General features: G+C 44.2%; 17 protein-coding genes. 4 read left to right on the top strand and 13 right to left on the bottom strand.

The annotated features are described in order from the left end of the window. Position 1: 1 nt before the first annotated feature. The 3 genes from ubiE to ACXAH2_RS06815 all read right to left on the bottom strand — a co-directional run bounded on the left by ubiE (position 2) and on the right by ACXAH2_RS06815 (position 3,043). Positions 2-757, bottom strand: a complete 756-nt coding sequence (gene ubiE / locus ACXAH2_RS06825; protein ID WP_475077425.1) for a bifunctional demethylmenaquinone methyltransferase/2-methoxy-6-polyprenyl-1,4-benzoquinol methylase UbiE — start codon at positions 755-757, stop codon at positions 2-4. Positions 758-873: 116 nt separating this feature from the next. After that, positions 874-2,406, bottom strand: a complete 1,533-nt coding sequence (locus ACXAH2_RS06820; protein ID WP_475077424.1) for a GGDEF domain-containing protein — start codon at positions 2,404-2,406, stop codon at positions 874-876. A gap of 16 nt (positions 2,407-2,422) precedes the next feature. Then, the gene (locus ACXAH2_RS06815) at positions 2,423-3,043 is read right to left on the bottom strand and encodes a thiol:disulfide interchange protein DsbA/DsbL (protein WP_475077423.1); all 621 of its coding nucleotides are present in this window, start codon (positions 3,041-3,043) and stop codon (positions 2,423-2,425) included. A gap of 253 nt (positions 3,044-3,296) precedes the next feature. Between ACXAH2_RS06815 and yihA the strand changes: the two genes are divergently transcribed. Then, positions 3,297-3,941 carry a ribosome biogenesis GTP-binding protein YihA/YsxC gene (yihA, locus tag ACXAH2_RS06810; RefSeq protein ID WP_475077422.1) on the top strand — a complete coding sequence of 215 codons (645 nt, stop codon included), beginning with the start codon at positions 3,297-3,299 and terminating at the stop codon, positions 3,939-3,941. A gap of 50 nt (positions 3,942-3,991) precedes the next feature. On the opposite strand, the gene ACXAH2_RS06805 is transcribed toward yihA, so the two are convergent. The 4 genes from ACXAH2_RS06805 to kdgR all read right to left on the bottom strand — a co-directional run bounded on the left by ACXAH2_RS06805 (position 3,992) and on the right by kdgR (position 7,155). Continuing rightward, complete coding sequence (locus ACXAH2_RS06805; protein ID WP_475077421.1) at positions 3,992-4,975, bottom strand: pectinesterase family protein; 984 nt, start codon at positions 4,973-4,975, stop codon at positions 3,992-3,994. Between the two features lie 105 nt (positions 4,976-5,080). Then, on the bottom strand, positions 5,081-5,719 hold the full coding sequence (locus ACXAH2_RS06800; protein ID WP_475077420.1) for an RpiB/LacA/LacB family sugar-phosphate isomerase: 639 nt from the start codon (positions 5,717-5,719) through the stop codon (positions 5,081-5,083). A 1-nt stretch (position 5,720) separates the two neighbouring features. Continuing rightward, entirely contained in the window at positions 5,721-6,077 is a 357-nt protein-coding gene (locus ACXAH2_RS06795) for a cupin domain-containing protein (protein ID WP_475077419.1), read from the bottom strand. 286 nt (positions 6,078-6,363) lie between these two features. Beyond that, positions 6,364-7,155 (bottom strand): DNA-binding transcriptional regulator KdgR, encoded by a 792-nt coding sequence (gene kdgR, locus ACXAH2_RS06790; RefSeq protein WP_475077418.1) that lies wholly within the window; start codon positions 7,153-7,155, stop codon positions 6,364-6,366. A gap of 286 nt (positions 7,156-7,441) precedes the next feature. On the opposite strand from kdgR, the gene ACXAH2_RS06785 reads away from it, so the two are divergent. Then, positions 7,442-8,593 carry an oligogalacturonate lyase family protein gene (locus ACXAH2_RS06785; protein ID WP_475077417.1) on the top strand — a complete coding sequence of 384 codons (1,152 nt, stop codon included), beginning with the start codon at positions 7,442-7,444 and terminating at the stop codon, positions 8,591-8,593. Positions 8,594-8,787: 194 nt separating this feature from the next. On the opposite strand, the gene ACXAH2_RS06780 is transcribed toward ACXAH2_RS06785, so the two are convergent. The 6 genes from ACXAH2_RS06780 to ACXAH2_RS06755 all read right to left on the bottom strand — a co-directional run bounded on the left by ACXAH2_RS06780 (position 8,788) and on the right by ACXAH2_RS06755 (position 16,507). Then, a complete protein-coding gene (locus tag ACXAH2_RS06780) occupies positions 8,788-9,636 on the bottom strand; it encodes a tetrahydrofolate dehydrogenase/cyclohydrolase catalytic domain-containing protein (RefSeq protein ID WP_475077416.1) in 849 nt (282 codons plus the stop codon). Between the two features lie 39 nt (positions 9,637-9,675). Then, on the bottom strand, positions 9,676-12,126 hold the full coding sequence (locus tag ACXAH2_RS06775) for a GcvT family protein (RefSeq protein WP_475077415.1): 2,451 nt from the start codon (positions 12,124-12,126) through the stop codon (positions 9,676-9,678). Between the two features lie 47 nt (positions 12,127-12,173). Continuing rightward, positions 12,174-13,031, bottom strand: a complete 858-nt coding sequence (gene purU / locus ACXAH2_RS06770; protein ID WP_475077414.1) for a formyltetrahydrofolate deformylase — start codon at positions 13,029-13,031, stop codon at positions 12,174-12,176. Positions 13,032-13,086: 55 nt separating this feature from the next. Continuing rightward, positions 13,087-14,037 (bottom strand): electron transfer flavoprotein subunit alpha/FixB family protein, encoded by a 951-nt coding sequence (locus ACXAH2_RS06765; protein WP_475077413.1) that lies wholly within the window; start codon positions 14,035-14,037, stop codon positions 13,087-13,089. Continuing rightward, complete coding sequence (locus ACXAH2_RS06760) at positions 14,037-14,786, bottom strand: electron transfer flavoprotein subunit beta/FixA family protein (RefSeq protein ID WP_475077412.1); 750 nt, start codon at positions 14,784-14,786, stop codon at positions 14,037-14,039. The genes ACXAH2_RS06765 and ACXAH2_RS06760 overlap by 1 nt, the downstream gene beginning before the upstream one ends. A 62-nt stretch (positions 14,787-14,848) precedes the next feature. Continuing rightward, on the bottom strand, positions 14,849-16,507 hold the full coding sequence (locus tag ACXAH2_RS06755) for an electron transfer flavoprotein-ubiquinone oxidoreductase (protein ID WP_475077411.1): 1,659 nt from the start codon (positions 16,505-16,507) through the stop codon (positions 14,849-14,851). Positions 16,508-17,008: 501 nt separating this feature from the next. Between ACXAH2_RS06755 and ACXAH2_RS06750 the strand changes: the two genes are divergently transcribed. Further along, positions 17,009-18,016, top strand: a complete 1,008-nt coding sequence (locus ACXAH2_RS06750) for a taurine ABC transporter substrate-binding protein (RefSeq protein ID WP_475077410.1) — start codon at positions 17,009-17,011, stop codon at positions 18,014-18,016. An 82-nt stretch (positions 18,017-18,098) separates the two neighbouring features. After that, the gene (locus ACXAH2_RS06745) at positions 18,099-18,908 is read left to right on the top strand and encodes an ABC transporter ATP-binding protein (protein ID WP_475077409.1); all 810 of its coding nucleotides are present in this window, start codon (positions 18,099-18,101) and stop codon (positions 18,906-18,908) included. Position 18,909 lies beyond the last annotated feature (1 nt).

Here is an 18,909-nt window from a genome sequence, read left to right as displayed (position 1 = left end):
GTTAGAATTTAAATCCTTTGTGAAGCGCTACAATACCACCCGTCAAATTTTGAAAGCTGGTACGCTCAAAACCCACTTCATCCATCATATTTTTCAAGGTTTCTTGGTCTGGATGCATGCGAATGGATTCGGCCAAGTAACGATAGCTGTCAGCATCGTTCGCAATGAGTTTGCCCATGGCTGGCAGTAGACGAAAAGAATATTGATCGTATACTTTGGATAAGATGTCAGATTCTGGTTTAGAGAATTCCAATACCAACAAACGGCCGCCTGGCTTTAACACACGATACATAGAGGCCAAGGCTTTAGACTTGTCTGTCACGTTACGCAAACCAAAGGCTATGGTAATGCAGTCAAAGGTGTTATCAGGGAAAGGCAATTCTTCCGCGTTGGCTTGCACGAATTTAACGTTGCCCACCACACCTTGGTTGGCGAGCTTATCTCGCCCGACTTTCAGCATGGAATCATTGATATCAGCCAAAACAACCTGCCCTTCACTGCCCACCAGACGAGAAAATTTCAACGTCAGATCACCTGTACCACCGGCGATATCTAACACTTTATTACCCGCACGAACACCAGACTGACTAATAGTATGACGCTTCCAAAGACGATGAATTCCACCCGACATTAGATCGTTCATAATGTCGTATTTCGCTGCTACAGAATGAAACACCTGCGCAACCGCTTGCACTTTTTCATCGGTGGGGATTTCTTTGAAACCAAAGTGAGTGGTTTTGTTTTGCTCGTCTTGCATAAATTCATCCTAACAAACTGCTGGCAGGCCAAACTTAAGGGCCGCGCTGGATATGTTTAAACTGCTATAGGACGGTATTGTACCTGTCGTAGCCAGAGGCTGATACTGATATTCGTCTATTTTTCTGCCACCACACGGTTTCGTCCTGTTTCTTTGGCCTGGTACAAGTATTTATCAGCACGCTCAAATAAGTTCTCAGGGGATTCTTTCGCTTTGTGCTCTGCTACTCCAATGGACACGGATACGGATACAGGCTCACCTTGCATATTAAACGGCGTTTTCTCAACCGTTTGACGAATCACTTCGGCACGCTCAATGGCCTTATTCAAAGGCGTATTTGGAAATACTATGACAAATTCTTCCCCACCGTAACGAAAGATGAGATCTTCCTTTTCCAACACACTACGAATTTGCTTCGGCACCAAACGCAATACTTTGTCCCCAGCCAAATGTCCCCAGGTGTCATTTACTTTTTTGAAGAAATCAATGTCGCATACCGCCAAACACAGAGGTTTATTGGTTTTTTGCATTATCTGACACAAAGGCAAGATAGCGTCCTGATAAGCTGTACGGTTTGGCAATTCGGTTAGCGCATCTGTCATCGCTTGCGCCAGTTTTTCTTGCAACATAGAACGCAGGGAAGCAGAATCTTTTTCCATACGTGTTACTTTGGTTTTTAATGCTGCAATGGATTGTACCGCTTCTTTTTCATGCTCTTGCATGCGTGCACGATACTCCGACATGGTGCTTGAAATATTACTTAGGCGCTCATCAATTAGGCTTTTAAGACTGTCTAAATCATTGATTCCCCGAACAGCTACACTGGTGTCTTCCACCTGTTTTTGTAACTTAGAATTGAAACCTTCTCGACTTTCAGAGAGGGATTTTTGTGATTGGTAACTGCTGGTAACCGAAGCATTAATACTGGCCAGTTGTTTATTTAATTCGTTAAGGTATTTAGTGAGGCTTTCCTGCGTTTTACCAATAGCAATCATCACCAACGCAATGACTTCATCAAGTAAAGTGGGCAATTGCTCGAGATTACTATTGCCTGTTAACGCTTGCTTTAAGCTACTCATGTCGTCTTGGTAATGCTTGGGAAGCGCTAGGTTATCAATCAAACCTGCCAAGGTATGACTGATCTGCTCCATGATGGCCTGATCATTCACCACTGCACCTTGCTCAGTCTTATTGCGGTTAAATAATCGCTTTAGTAATGAACTTTTTTCATTGACTGTATCACTAGTTTGACTGAAGGTTTGCTGGGTCAACTCAAGGAATAGTTTCAGTAAGTTAGGCCACTCATAAGGCAATTGCCATTTACTACGAATCTCATATTCCAATTGCTTTTTGAGTGGGGCTGGGAGCGGCTGATTGACATTTTTATCCAATACATCAATCAAAGCTTGAAAACTTGCCCTCACCAATTTACCACGTTCTTCTTGGGCTTTATCACTGGTAAGCAATAATGGTTCCGCTTGATTAAGAAGCTTTTCTATTTCGTTAGCATCAACCCCTTTGGTAATGCTTTGCCGAATTTGGCGGACAACGGAATCAAGCTCGGGATAGTTCCCTTCTGCGAGCATGCTGGTTCTTGAAACTGCCTTACGTAAAACTTCAATCAACTTGTCGCTAGATGATCCCGCCATACCACCTCATCTCATATTATTTTTGACGTTCTTTCTCGATTAAAAAATCGACCACTTTAAAAATATTTTCATTGCCATTGGCTGTTTGGGCAGACACCAAATATTTACCATTAACAATAATGCCAGGCACACCACGCGCACCGTAAGCTCGGATTTTGGCGTCCGCTTGACTTAAACGGCTGTTAACGGAAAACGAATCGTATAACTTGCGAAAATCATCTTCATTGACACCGTAATTTGCAAAAAACTCAGCCAAATCGTCTTCTGAGTTTAGACGACGACGCTCAACATGGATAGCATTAAACAAATCTGCACGCAGTTTATCTTCTACACCTAAGATATCTGCAATGTAATAAGCTTTTGCATGAGCAAGCCAACCACGACCAAATACCGCTGGCATGTATTGAAAATCCACATCGGCTGGCATGTCTTTTTTCCACGCTTGAACCAATGGCTCAAGTGCATAACAATGCGGGCAGCCATACCAGAAGATTTCGGTGACTTCTATTTTATTTGGATCATTGGTACGTACTGGATTTTTAATCTCAGTATAGCCATTACCATCAGTGTAACTGGCGGCCATCGCCGTTAATGGCATCAAAAGTGAAAAAAGCAGAGCTGTAAACAGCTTTTTCATAACAAACTCCTAACGGTATAAATGAAACTTTTAGCAACATCATGCACTTAAAGATAAAAGACTTCGATGCAAAGCAAACTGATTGGTTCTACCTTATTCAGCAAGTTTACACAAAATTTACAACAACAGTGTCTTCTAAAGCCAAGCAAATGTCTTTTACATAGCAACTTAGCGCATTTGCTGGCATCATATGCAGCTTATATCTAACATCCGATAATGTACCAAAACCAACCCAACGGCAAACAGCAATTTTATGACCCCTTACGATTCCATTTTTCAATCGGCTTATTTCATTAAAAGTGCGGAGAAGCTTTCCCAATGCCCGCTTGATCAAGGGGTAGAAGTGGCTTTCGCCGGTCGCTCTAACGCAGGCAAATCCACTGCCCTTAATACCCTAACGAGTCAGAAAAAATTAGCTCGCACGTCAAAAACTCCTGGAAGAACTCAGCTAATCAATTGTTTCGGTCTGAATCTAGATGACAGACGCTTGATCGATTTACCCGGATATGGTTTTGCAAAAGTGCCAATCGAGATGAAAAAAATCTGGCAAGCGCATATGCAAGATTATCTAATGAACCGTCGTTCATTAAGTGGCGTGGTGTTAGTGATGGATATTCGACACCCTTTAAAAGAATTTGATGAAATGATGCTAGATTGGGCAAAAGCCAATGGTATGAAGGTACATGTGTTGCTCACCAAATCTGACAAGCTTAAACGCGGCCCAGCAAAGTCCGCTATGCTGTCCATTAACCGTACCCTAAAAGAGCAAGGTATCGATGGTTCAGCACAAACCTTCTCAGCGCTAAATGGTGATGGCGTAGACGATTTGCGTATCAAATTAGCTGAGTGGCTCGTTCTCGACAGCCCGGACGAAATCCCAGTTTCTCCAAATGCCTAAACATTAATCCTTTATTGTCATAACTTCTTCAACGTCGGATTACGCTTCGCTCATCCGACTTTTGATGTGTATTTAGGTGGAATTGGGGCGATAAAACCCTCTCGAGTTGCACCTGGGCCTGTATTATTCTTCTCATAAAATCTTGCGTCGGTGTCTGGATAAAAAAAGCGTTTTTCACCGTTTTTGTCCAGACCATGCATCTTATCCCAACCATAGATATGATCATCCAAATAACACTCAATAAAAGCCGCATAGCCTATTGCATCAGGATCAGCGTAACGGCCATCCTTAAAATCTTTGGTCGGATGCCAAGGCCGACCTAATGCATAAGAACCGACCTTAAAATCAACATTTTCACGAACAACACTACATCGTAGAAAGACCAGACCAAATTCTTCAAACCTTGATGTGCTGGGCGCTGAGACATAACCCATGACTTCAGATGTCGAGGGGTATGCCTTACAAACCAGCTCACATTCTTCGAACAGGGCATAACCAGACCCAAACACAAAGTCGATATTGCCTTTGATTACACATTGTTTAAGCAGGCTTTTGCCACCCATGGTACAGAAGGTATCTTGAAAGCTATCAAGGCAAATATCTTCTAGCAAAATGTCTATGCTGTTTTCATTGAGTAATAAGGCAACGGCCTGAGGGTGATGTATCTTAGTGGGATCAGAAGAAAGCTTTTGTACATTCGCCGTGTAGTCCCAGCGATTGGAGATATTAATATGCTTGATGACAACATTTTGGCCACCGACTTCGATAATTCGGCTGCCAAGGGTGCTTACCAATTTGCCGGAGTTTTTTAACATGCCGGCACACACTGAGCCGTAAATAAACGTTTTATCTTTGCCAGCACCGAGAATTTCAACATTATTGCGCATAATAGAAAGCACTTCCTGATATTCACCTTCTGCCACATACACGCGATACAATGAATCATCTTGTGGCGCAGCATCCAATGCCTGTTGGATAGATGTAAATGCGCCCATTACAGCTTTTGGTGATACCCAAGCGTGATAATTCTCCATGACGCCACCTCGGTTAAGAATCCTATTAGCAACCGCGCAACAACAAAAAAGGAAGGGCAAGCATCCTTCCTTTTTAGGCGGTGAATCGCCGATTTAACACTCTATTTATGCAATTAAAGAACGCACATAGGCTTCGATTTCAGGGCTTTGGCCATTTTCAAACAAACACTGTTGAAAGCGCTCACCCGTTACTGCTGTTTTTACCAGCTCTGGATCCATGGCTTTTAGAGTATCCAAATAGTTATCCTTCATGGTTGCCATTTTGACTTGGTTCAAAATACCCGCATTACGCACCTGAGGCTCTTTACGCTCAACTGGGTAACCTTCACCACGCGGACCAGTAAAGGCTTTCTCAAAAATGTAACGCGCGTTCAGTTCAGCCGCCCAACCAAAACCTTTGGCAAACGCCATAGCAATCGCATTACCGTTGTTAATTTGATTGAACAAGAATGCATCGGATGGCTCTAGACAGTAGCCACACACCACACCAGGATGAGCATTCAGAGACATCATAGCACCTTGACCTGTACCACAACCGGCGACAACAAAATCAACCGCTTTGGCGTTCAGCAAAATACTGGCCATAATGCCAAGGTGAATGTAAGTAAGATGATGATCGTTTTCATCGCTCATACCCACGTTGTAAACGTCATGGTCTAAGCCGCCAGCTACATCATTTAATTGTTCAAGAATGATCGCATTCTTGCCCGCTTGGCTGTTTTCCATCATTAGTGCAATTTTCATATCAAGAATCCTGTTTTTTATAGTAAGAGTCTTCTAGACCCAGAAAGTCTTTGCGCATTGGAGTGAAGTTGTCTAGCAACACGCCCGGCTCTAGGCAAACGCAACCGTGCATCACATTTGGCTCTTTATAGAGGGTGTCGCCTTGGCTCACAATGCGTGTTTCATCACCAATGGTAAATTCAAATTTGCCTGACAAGACGTAAGTCAGTTGCTCATGAGGGTGGTTGTGTAACGGTCCTACTGCGCCTTTTTCAAAGTGTACTTCAACGGTCATAATGTTGTCTGAATACGCCATGATTTTGCGTGAAACACCGTCACCTAAGTTTTCAAGTGGGACTTCTTTATTGTAAACAAACATAGGATAGCTCTTAGTATTCTTGTTTTCGACTCTGATACTATAGCAGCCTAACAAAACAATATTCAACATTTTATGAAAAAGCGTTTCAATTATTTTTTTAGCGGCAGGTTTCTGTTCAGATAAAATTGAAGTGATTAGGTTAGAAAGCCAAGCAATCGATAGGACAAGGTCGATAAATGAACTTGCCTAAATCGTGATCCATTGTTGGTTAGGAAAGAAGCATCATTGCACGCGGCCAGAGAGGACATGGCCGCGTTATTAATAAGAAGGATTAAGCTGGGAAGGATTAAGCGGCTTTTACGTAACCCAGTTTTTCTGACACTTGTGCTGCCGCTTCTTTTAACAAACTGGTGTAAGTCTCAAATTTTTCTTGAGTATAGCGTAGTGTTGGGAAAGACAAGCTCAACCCCGCCACCACATTACCCAAGCGGTCGTATATAGGAGCAGCAATACAGCGTAAACCTTCTTCTTGCTCCTCATTATCCATACCAAAACCCTGCTTTTTGACTTCTTCCAATTCCACCAAAAGGGAGTCGATGGAGCGATGTGTTTTCGCAGTGGATGGAACGAAATCAATGTCTTTAAAGATTTCTCGGATATAGCTTTCAGGACGTTCAGCCAACAAGACTTTACCAATGGCCGTTGAATAAAGTGGATTACGGCCACCGATACGAGACTGCATACGTAAGTTATACTGAGCATCTACTTTGTAAATATACATAATGCTGTCATGATCGCGAATACCAAGGTGTAAGGCTTCTTTCGTCAGTTCACCTATACGCGTCATATGGGGCTCCGTTAGAGACACCAAATCCACATGCTCTAATGCTTTTGCTCCCGTCTCAAAAAGCTTCAATGTTAAAGAGTAACGATCATCGTCCCCTTCTTGACTGACGACTCCTAACATTTTCATCGTTTGTAGGAATCGATAGACCGTACTTTTAGAGGTCATGACCTTTTGTGACAGCTCTGTAACACCAGAAGCTTTTTTCTCGGCAAGGGCATTTAGAATGGCGAAAACCTTCATAACTGAAGAGACAGGTTCAATTTGTTGATTGTTATTTTCTTCTTTCGACATAAGCTTCTTCTTTCGACATCAGTTAGTTTCATTTTTTTTGAAATGTAATTTTGCGATTATAGTGTAAATTCCCAACAAGTAACATCCCCACTGATTTTACTCATTTCATGCAGCCTAGAAGAGGAATGCGAATCTCGCCAATTTTTTTAAACCATTAAAACTTTATTTTTAAAACAACTTTTTATTTTTATTGACAACTTCAATTCAACCTCTATATTCTTACTAATAATTCATCTTCATTACCTGTCGGCTGGTTCGACCACTAACAAGAATAAGAGAGAAATACATGTCACTCGGTCAGCTTCTGTCATTACCCTTTAAGCACTCTAAAGATGCCAAAACGGGGGCGAACATCACCCAAATCACGCCTGACAACTTTATTTGCAACCGGAATTATTTCTACCAAAAATGCTTCACAAATGATGGCAACAAGCTGCTTTTGGCGGGTAATTTTGATCAGCATCGCAACTATCATTTATTCGACCTTGAACAAGAAACGGCCCTGCAACTGACCGAAGGCAGTGGTGATAATGTGTTTGGTGGTTTCCTCACTAGCCAAGAAGACGCCCTCATTTTTGTCAAAAACAACAAGCAACTCATTCGTGTTGACTTAAAAACCCAGGAACACAGCGTGCTTTACGAAGTAGCAAAAGGCTGGGTGGGTTATGGTACTTGGGTACCGAATTCTGCCTGTACAAAAGTGGTCGGCATTGAAATCAAAGACACAGATTACGTCGAGCTAGACAGTTGGGAAAAATTTGCTCAGCTCTACCACCAAAGCCCACGCTGCCGATTGATTTCTATCGATCTAAAAACAGGCCAGCGCAATGTGGTTTATGAAGACAACATCTGGCTGGGTCATCCACTTTATCGCCCATATGATGACAATACCGTGGCCTTTTGCCATGAAGGCCCTCACGACCTGGTAGAAACTCGCATGTGGATGATCGATGAGAACGGCGATAATCTGCGTAAAGTCTATGAACAGGATCAAGACGAATCCTGTACTCACGAATTCTTCGTGCCTGACGGCTCGAAAATGATGTTTGTGTCTTACCGTCCAAATACCAATAAACGGGAGCTTTGCTCGGTGGATGCCAGCACGTTAGCCTTCAAAGTGGAAACAGAAATGCCAGCTTGCAGCCATTTAATGAGTAACTACGATGGCAGTTTGGTGGTTGGCGATGGCTCTGGCACACCAGTCGATGTGACTGACACCTCCGGACACACGATTGAAAACGATCCAAATCTTTATGTGATTGACCTTAAGTCCGATTCTATTAAGGCCATTGCTGAGCACAATACCAGCTGGGTAGTGTTGAACGGCGATCGCCAAATCAATCATCCACACCCTTCTTTTACCCCTGATAATCAATCCGTGCTTTATGGTTCCGACGTGAATGGCTCACCAGCGGTTTACATCGCGAGTATTTCTTAATAAGGAGAAATGCTTGAGAAAAGACTTAGGCCTTCTTGAACAGAATGTGCCTGAGAAAGTGGCGTTTTGAGATTCAAACGAATCTCACCAAGAGTGTTACTCTCTGTACGAGTTTTGCCCAGTTAGGAAACTAACTGGGCTTTTTTTACTCTCTTTTTTACTCTTTTATAGCTCTATCACTGCCATGACTCAAATCATTTGTTTTGAGTCAACGCCGACAATGCTGAGTCAAGAGTTTGGCTAATCAGAGTATTGATTGTCATTGGCCCTACGCCACCTGGAACAGGGGTCAGTGCCGCGACACGTCCTTCTAAGCCAACCTTTTCGATATCACCAATGCCACCAGGGTGATAACCAGCATCCACCACAACAGCACCGTCCTTGATCCACTCGGCCTTGATTAATTCTGGCTGACCCACTGCACCCACCAAGATATCAGCTTCAGCAACCCTTTTCGCCAAATCCGCTGTGCGAGAATGGCAGATGGTTACCGTTGCATTGGCATTGAGTAACATGGCAGCCATAGGCTTACCTAAGATCGCGCTTCGTCCAACCACAACCGCATGTTTACCAGCGATTTCAATACCGGATTCCTTCAACAAGGTCATAATACCGGCAGGCGTTGCAGAGCCATAAGCAGGTAACCCCATGCTCATCAAACCGAAGCCTTTGGTCGTTACGCCATCCACATCTTTTGCAATCGCAATGGAGTCGAAACAAGCTCTTTCATCAATCTGCTCTGGCACAGGATGCTGCAATAGGATACCGCATACATTCGGGTCATCATTCAACCCTTGGATAACCGCAAGCAATTCTTCAGTGGTTGTGCTCGAAGGCAATTCTACCGCTTTCGAGCCCATGCCAACACGGGCACAGGCATTTTGTTTCATTTGAACATAAGTGGCAGACGCCGGATCATCACCGACCAGTATGGTCGCTAGAACCGGTTGCTCACGCCCTTTATCAAGCAAATTTTGCACTTGATTGCTCAGCCACTGCTCACGATTTTTGGCCAGTGCCTTTCCATCTAGAATTTGTGTCATTTGTTCACCTTTTCTCACTGTTGAGTAAGTCTTTGAAAATCAGCACTTGATGTTTTCCATCGCTGGATCGTAGAAAGAACGCAACGAAGGTACAACCTTGTAACGAACACATTCCACTTCGATTTCAAATTCACTGTTTTCAAGCCACTCTTTGTTCACCCCTTCATCGTGATGAACGTAACCCATAGCAACGGTCGCGCCGACGGTATGACCAAACATACCCGCAGTAGTACGACCAACGATTTTGCCGTTTGCCCAGATAGGTTCCTCGTGGTAACACAAAGGCTCACTGTCTTCGAACTTAAAGGCAACAAAACGCTTGCTTAGAGGCGTGTGTTGTTTCTGCTCTAGTAAAGCTTCTTTACCGATGAAACCGCCTTCTTTATTGAAGTCAGAAGCAAAGCTCAAGCCGGCTTCAATTGGCGTATCCTCATCCGTAATATCATGTCCCCAGTGACGGTAGCACTTCTCCATACGCAATGAGTTCATCGTGTGGTATCCGTAAGGACGAATACCAAATTCTTCACCAGCGGCCATCACAGCGTCATAAACAGATGGAGCGTATTCCGTTGGGATATACAATTCCCAACCAAGTTCTCCCACATAGGTAATACGTGATGCACGAACCACAGCATACTGCAGTTCAATCTCTCTAGAGGTAGCAAATGGGAAGCCTTCATGAGAAAGATCGTCACGAGTCAATTTGCTTAAGGTTTCACGTGATTTAGGCCCCATTACCGTGACCACAGCATAAGCAGAAGTAACGTCCGTAATGACTACCATAGTGTCGGCAGACTTGTTACGTTTCAGCCAATCCATGTCACGGTTTTGACATGCAACACCGGAAACAATCAGATACTTATCTTCTGCTAGACGGGTGACCGTCACATCCGCTTCAATCCCACCACGGTCGTTCAACCATTGGGTGTAGACCATTTTACCGACAGCAACATCAATGTTGTTTGAGCAAATGCGGTTCAGGTATGTCATAGCATCAGGCCCTTCAACTTGATACTTACAGAAGGAGCTCTGATCGATCACACCAACGGCATTACGCACAGCTAAGTGTTCTTGACGGTTGTTCTCAAACCAATTCTGACGGCCATATGAATACTCATATTTGGCTTCTTGACCCTCGGTAGCAAACCAGTTGGCACGTTCCCAACCATTTTCAGTACCAAATACCGCACCTTGCGCTTTAAGTTGTTCATGCAATACCGAACGACGCACACCACGAGAGGTTTTGAATTGCTTGAATGGGAAATGTGTTTCGTATAACAGTCCCAATGTTTCCGTGGTACGCTCTTCCAAATAGTGTTGCGTGCCTTGGAATGGCATATTACGACGAATGTCCACGTCCCATAGATCACGAGGCGCATGGCCCTTGTGAATCCATTCTGCAAGCATTTTCCCAGCACCACCAGCTGACTGAATACCTACTGAGTTAAAACCTGCAGCAACAAAGTAATTACGCAATTCTGGCGCTTCACCCAAATGGTATCTGTCATCCGGAGTAAAAGACTCAGGGCCATTGAAGAACACCTGTAAACCGGTTTCCTCCAACTTTGGAATACGATACATGGCGCGCTCAAGATAAGGCTCTAAATGCTCGAAATCATCAGGCAACTGGTCGAAGAAGAAATCTTCCGGAATGCCTTTTTGACCCCAAGGTTTGGCATCTGGCTCAAACATACCAACCAACAATTTGCCAGCGTCTTCCTTGTAGTAACAATAGCCGTCCATGTCTCGCAAGGTTGGCAAACCATGCTGTAGATCTGGCATATTTTCGGTCACAACATAGAAGTGCTCAGCAGCATGAAGCGGTACGTTAACACCAGCTTTTTTACCAAACTCACGCGCCCACATACCCGCACAGTTCACTACGTACTCAGCGTCGATATCGCCGTGATCTGTGATCACACCAGCGGCTTTACCGTCGCGTATTTTCATATCCAGCACTTTAACGCCTTCAATGACTTGAGCACCGCCCATACGAGCGCCTTTTGCCAAGGCTTGTGTCACGTCAACTGGGCTTGCCATACCGTCTTCAGGTAGATGAATAGCGCCACAAACATCGTCAATGTTGAGCAAAGGCCACAGCTCTTTAGCTTGATCAGGTTCAATTACATGACAAGGAAAGCCACACACTTTTGCCATTGAAGCACCGCGCTTCAACTCAGACAAACGTTCTTTATTGGTCGCAATCGTCAAAGAACCATTACGCACAAAGCCTGTCGCCTGTCCCGTTTCTTGCTGCAACTGCTCATAAAGGCTCGCACTGTAGTTAGCCAACATAGACATGTTGTAAGTAGCACGCAAGGTAGGTACCAAACCTGCCGCATGCCAAGTGGTGCCACAAGTGAGCTGACGACGTTCTAATAGAACGACGTCTTTAATGCCCAATTTAGTAAGGTGATAAGCCACACTACAACCAATGACGCCACCACCAACAATGACGACTTGTGCAGAACTTGGAATTTTCTTTGTCATTTCTTTTCCCCTCACTCGTATCAACGAATGATTGTCAGCCTACGTTTCTATCGGAATACAACCGTCTTATTACCGTGCACTAATACTCGGTCCTCAAGGTGATCACGCACCCCTCTGGCCAACACGGTTTTCTCGACGTCTTTACCCAAACGAACCAAGTCTTGCACGTTATCACTATGAGAAACACGCACTACGTCTTGCTCAATAATAGGACCTTCATCCAATTGCTCTGTGACATAGTGACAAGTCGCACCAATCAATTTCACGCCTCGACGAGACGCCTGATGGTAAGGACGCGCACCGATGAAAGAAGGCAAGAAACTGTGATGAATATTGATCACCTTGTGGCGTAATTTTTCACACAATGACTGAGGAAGAATCTGCATATAGCGCGCTAACACCACACAATCTGTTTGGTAGCGGTCAATTAAATCTTCTACTTGCTGGAAACCTGGCGCTTTGTCGTCTTTATCGATCACAACATGGTGATAATCAATGCCGTACCATTCAACCAAGCCACGCATGTCTTCATGGTTAGAAATCACGCAGGCGATATCACATTTCAAATCACCACTGCGCCAGCGATCTAGCAAGTCAGACAAACAGTGACTTCCCTTACTGGCCATGATCACAACACGTTTCGCTTGCTGGGTATCCACCAAACGCAAGTTCATATCGAATTCTTGTTTGATACCAGCCAATTTGTTTTCCAACTCCTCGATACCAAAAGGTAAAGAGTCTGCACGCACTTCTAAGCGTGAAAAAAAGCGATTACTTTCTTCGTCCGAGTGATGAGCAGCTTCATTGATCCAGCCACCATTAGAGGTAATCACCTCACCAACGCGCGTCACTATGCCTACCTGATCCGGACAATCCAAAATAATTCGGTACAATCGACTAGTCATTTACATCTCTCCGTTAAGCTTCCTGACATCACCAGGAAGCGTAAAAATTGCTCTATCAGCTAAGCTGTGCTTCAAGTTCTGGAATGGCTTCAAATAGGTCTGCTTGCAAGCCGTAATCTGCTACACCAAAAATCGGTGCTTCTTCATCTTTGTTAATGGCAACAATGACCTTAGAGTCTTTCATACCCGCAAGGTGCTGGATGGCACCCGAAATGCCCACAGCAATGTACAAATCTGGCGCAACGATTTTGCCAGTTTGACCGACTTGCATGTCATTGGACACAAAACCTGAATCCACTGCAGCACGAGATGCACCGACTGCAGCACCAATCTTGTCAGCCACTTTTTCCAACATGGAGAAGTTGTCACCATTTTGCATACCGCGACCACCGGAAATGATGATGCGAGCATTGGTCAATTCTGGGCGCTCAGATTCGTTAACCTGTTCGCTGATGAAACGCGATAGACCTAAGTCAGTCGCTTCCGCTAAGGCCTCAACAGGTGCTGCACTGGCGCCTTCTGCTACCGCATCAAATGCCGTAGTACGAACCGTCATCACTTTCACCGCGTCACCACTTTGCACAGTGGCAAGCGCATTACCAGCGTAGATTGGACGGACAAAGGTGTCTGCGCTAACAACGTCAGTAATTTCTGAAATTTGATCAACGTCTAGTAACGCCGCCACACGTGGCAACAAGTTTTTGCCTTGCGTCGTCGCAGGAGCCAACACATGAGTCACCCCTTTCGCAGCAACCAGCTCTTGTACAAAAGGCGCTAGGTTTTCAGCCAATTGATTGGATAAAGCAGCACAATCAGCAAGCAATACCTGAGCAACACCTTCTAACTTAGAAGCTTGTTCTGCCACCGCAGCACAATCTTTACCGGCAACCAAAAGTTGAATCTCGCTGCCGCTTTTCTCTGCAATCGCTGCTGCGGCTTTAAGTGTGTGAGCCGTAGCTGGTTTCAATAGCGCATTATCATGTTCAGCAATAACTAAAATCGACATTAGAGTACTCCCGCTTCAGATTTCAATTTTTCAACAAGATCTGCCACAGTAGAGACCATTTGGCCCGCGGCACGAGTTGGCGGATTGTTTACCGCAATGGTGGTTAGGTTAGAGGCAACTTCAACACCAAGCTCTTCCGGTGTTAGCACATCCAAAGGCTTGCGTTTTGCTTTCATAATGTTAGGCAAAGACGCGTAGCGTGGTTCATTCAAACGCAGATCCGTCGTGATCAAGGTCGGTAGTTTCAGAGCAACTTGTTGTAAGCCACCGTCAACTTCACGAGTAACCAATACTTCCTCACCTTCTACTTTCACTTCTGACGCAAAAGTACCCTGAGACATGCCCGCTAGCGCCGCTAACATTTGACCCGTCTGGTTGTTATCACCATCGATAGATTGTTTGCCCAAGATCACCAGTTTGGCTTCTTCTTTAGCAACGACTTTGTTTAGCAGTTTCGCAATGGCCAATGGCTTAAGATCATCGCCCGCTTGCACTTGAATGGCACGATCGGCGCCCAAGGCCAAACCCGCTCTCAATTGCTCTTGGCAAGCATCACTACCAACGCTCACAACAACCACTTCCGTTGCAATACCCGATTCCTTTAGACGAATCGCTTCTTCAATTGCTATTTCACAAAATGGGTTAATTGCCATTTTGATATTCGAAAGCTCGACACCAGTATTATCTGCTTTCACTCGCACTTTGACATTAGCATCAACAACGCGCTTAACCGCCACTAGGATTTTCACATCAACCTCCACTAGGCTCATAAAAATGGAAAAAAGGGATAAAAATTTTACTACTTCAACACTTACATATTGGGGTAATTTGGCCCACCACCGCCTTCCGGCGTCACCCATGTGATATTTTGCGATGGATCTTTGATATCGCAGGTTTTGCAATGCAGGCAATTTTGGGAATTAATTTGAAAAGTTTCCTGAGCCTCAGTTTCGGCCGAAACCACTTCATACACACCCGCAGGGCAAAAACGTTGTGCAGGTTCTGCCCATTTAGGAAGATTGACAGTAATCGGCACTGCATCATCCGCTAAACGCAAATGATTTGGCTGATCTTCTTCGTGATTGGTGTTCGACAAAAACACCGATGACAATTTATCAAAACTCAACAGACCATCCGGCTTAGGGTAGTCAATTTTGTCACTGACATTGGCTTCTTTTAGTTGCGCGTAATCAGGATGAGTGTCATGCAAGGTAATAGGTAACTTCACCACATTTTGCTCTACGTAGTTAAAAGCACCACCTAGATACATACCAAATTTGTGTAAGGCTGGGCCAAAGTTACGCGTGTCATATAGCTCTTTAAATGCCCAGCTGGCTTGCCACGCATCACTAAAACCTGTGAGATCCTGACCCGCTTGATCTTGTTCATTTTGTGACAGTGCTTCAAAAACCGTTTCCGCAGCCAACATGCCCGATTTCATTGCCGTATGGGTGCCTTTGATTTTAGAAAAATTCAATGTGCCAGCATCACAACCAATTAATAGGCCACCAGCAAAGGTCATTTTCGGCAAGCAATTAAAGCCACCTTTGGTAATAGCACGAGCACCATAAGACACTCGAACACCACCTTCTAAATATTGCTTTAGTTGCGGATGGTGTTTCATGCGTTGAAATTCATCAAATGGACTTAAATAAGGGTTCTGGTAATTCAGATCCGTAATCAAGCCAACGACTACTTGATTGTTATCTGCATGATATAAGAAGAAACCACCACTGGCGCCATTTTCACTTAACGGCCAACCTGTTCCGTGTACCACTAGACCTGGTTGATGTTTAGCCGGATCAATATCCCACAGCTCTTTAATGCCTAAACCATAGTGCTGCGGATCTTTACCTTGATCCAATTGGAAGTGCTGAATAAGCTGCTTACCTAGATGACCGCGACTGCCTTCACTAAAGAGGGTATATTTCGCACGCAGCTCCATTCCTGGCATAAACATTCCGGCTTTTTCATTGCCAGACTTATCAACGCCCATATCACCAGTTATTACACCTTTTACAACATTGTCTTCAATCAGCACGCTGGCCGCAGTAAAGCCTGGGAATATTTCCACGCCCAAGTTTTCAGCTTGCTGAGCCAACCAGCGACAGACATTGCCTAAAGAAACAATGTAGTTTCCGTGGTTATGCATATTTTTTGGCACTAAAGCATTGGGGACAACGCGAGCCGATTCAGCATCTTTCAACAGAAGTATTTCATCTTTAGTAACAGCGGTATTAATAGGTGCATCAAGATCACGCCAGTTAGGTATAAGTTCCTCTAATGCAGTGGTTTCCAGTACGGCACCTGACAATATATGCGCACCGACTTCAGAACCTTTTTCCACAACACACACAGAAAGATCTTGAGATGCATCATTGGCCTGTTGCATTAAGCGAATGGCCGCCGATAAGCCTGATGGCCCAGCGCCAACAATGACCACATCAAACTCCATCATTTCACGATCCATCAGTCTCCCCCATTTAAATTTAACCGATACCGTTTAGGTCATACCCAAAATGACCCCGTGGGCACTAAAAATAAATTGGATTGAGTGAAAAAACAAACATTTTTTTCATTTTTGTGATTTTTAATATTTTGTTTTCACAAAACGCACCATTAATGTACACAAAATCCCCCTTTTTAAGCAACACCAGCACCCAGACAAAAACACAATTTCTTTACTTTTCTATAAGTTAGAAAAAAGCAGCTCACCTTAATCATAAAAAATCACAAAAAATCAGCAAAAATTGCTCCAAAACAGCTCAAAAAAAATTTTTCTGCACTAAAAACAAGCTTTTATGTATTGTTAGAAAAACTAACATAATCACAAAACTTCTCATTTGTCGGCCTGTTTTTTTCGCGGCAGTATCTAGAAAAAGTGCTCGATTATTGGTCAAGCTAATAACCAAGCATGCAGGGATAAGCCTGCAAAATTCCCCAACTGAAAAGTGTGATGAAGGAAATACCCATGAAGACGAATACAAAGTACGCAAGTTACAAAAAAGCCATCCTCTGTGGTTCACTCGCTCTATCCGCTCAATTCGGCCTCGCTGCTGACAAACCAGATACCGTGACGGTTGGTTATTTCTTGGAGTGGCCAACCGCCAACCAAGTCGCGCAAGTCAATAAAACTTACGACAAAGAAATGGGCGTCAATGTTGAATGGCGTGCTTTCGATTCAGGTACCGCTATGTCAGCCGCTATGGCTTCAGGAGATGTGGATATTTCTTATTCACAAGGCTTAGTCCCTTTCACGGTTGCCGTATCTCAAGGTTTGCCAATCACTATGGTTGGTGTCGCCGTCTCTTATGCTGAAAACGACAACTGTGTTGTAAACAGCAAAGCCGGCATCACCAAAGACAATGCAAAACAATTACAAGGCAAAAAAGTCGCTGTACCTTTCGGTACGGTTGCCCACTACAAGATGCTGAAGACACTGGATCATTTGGGTGTGAACAGCAAGCGCATTCGCTTATTGGATATGCCTCCAGCAGATGGTGCAGCCGCACTTGCTCGTGGTGATGTCGCCATGGCCTGTGGTTGGGGTGGCGCGCTTAGCCGCATGAAGAACTATGGTTCCGTGCTGATGACTGCCAGCGAACAAGAAGCCATTGGCATCCGCGTTTTTGATGTTATTTCTACCACCAACAGTTTCGCTAAAAATTACCCAGAGCTTGTGACTGAGTTCTTGCAAGTTACCGATGATGCCAACCTTGCTTACCGTAAAGACCCAGCATCAGTAGAAGAAACCATCGCTAAAGCGGCTGGTCTATCGGTTGAAGACTCAAACAATGTTCTGAAACTCTTTAAATTCCCAGTCAAAAAAGAACTTTTGTCAAAAGAGTGGTTTGGTGGCACAGTACAAACCTACACTAAAGAAGTAGCGGATTTCTTTGTTGCGCAGAAGCAAATGCCAAAAGCATTACCAGACTATAGCGCTACCATTGACAGCAGCTTTTATCAAAACGTGAACTGATTTCACTTCAGTTCACTTTAATCGTAAAGCGGTAATCAAGAGTATTTGATGCCGCTTTTTTCACACCATAGGAAGTCCAAATATGTCTGAATTGCTTGTGGAAAATGTCTCTATGATTTTTGATACACCAGGCGGTGATCAAGTGGAGGCTCTCCAAAACATTAATTTCTCTCTAAAGCAAGGAGAGCTATTGTCCATCTTGGGGCCATCAGGTTGTGGTAAAAGTACATTACTCAACATCGTGGCAGGCTTTCTTGATCCAACCCATGGCTCTGTCAGCAACAATGGAAACATTCTACATGGCCCAGGAGCGGATCGCGGCATGGTATTCCAACAAGGTGCCTTATTTGAGTGGCTTTCAGTAAGGGACAATATTGGCTTTGGTTTACGCATGAAAGGCAGCACCAGCAACAACATTAAGACGGTTGTTGACGAACTGCTTGATACCGTCGGCTTACAAGATTTTGGCGATAAAGCCATTTATGAACTATCTGGCGGTATGCAACAAAGGGTGGCACTGGCTCGTTGTCTAGCAAATGATCCCGACATTATTTTAATGGATGAACCATTAGGCGCTTTGGATGCTTTAACTCGAGAAAAAATGCAAAGCTTGGTTCTTAAGCTTTGGAAAGAGACTGGTAAAACCATCATTCTTATCACTCACAGTGTAGAAGAAGCTTTGATGCTTGGCGAACGACTATTTGTTATGGCTCCAAGACCTGGTCGAGTCAAAAAAGAGTACGCACTGCCTTTTGCTGAAGCAGGACTCACTCAAAACCCTAGAGAAATTAAAACCTCCCCTGAATTCATTGCCACCCGAGAAGAAATACTCACTATGATTTGGGAGATGGAAGAAGAAATTATGGGCACAAATAACGAAGCAGGAGCCTAAT

It is taken from the genome of Marinomonas sp. ABL3_031 (genome assembly GCF_056161265.1).
Note: the sequence above shows the minus strand (reverse complement) of the source record. Positions and strands in the feature narration are given on the sequence as shown.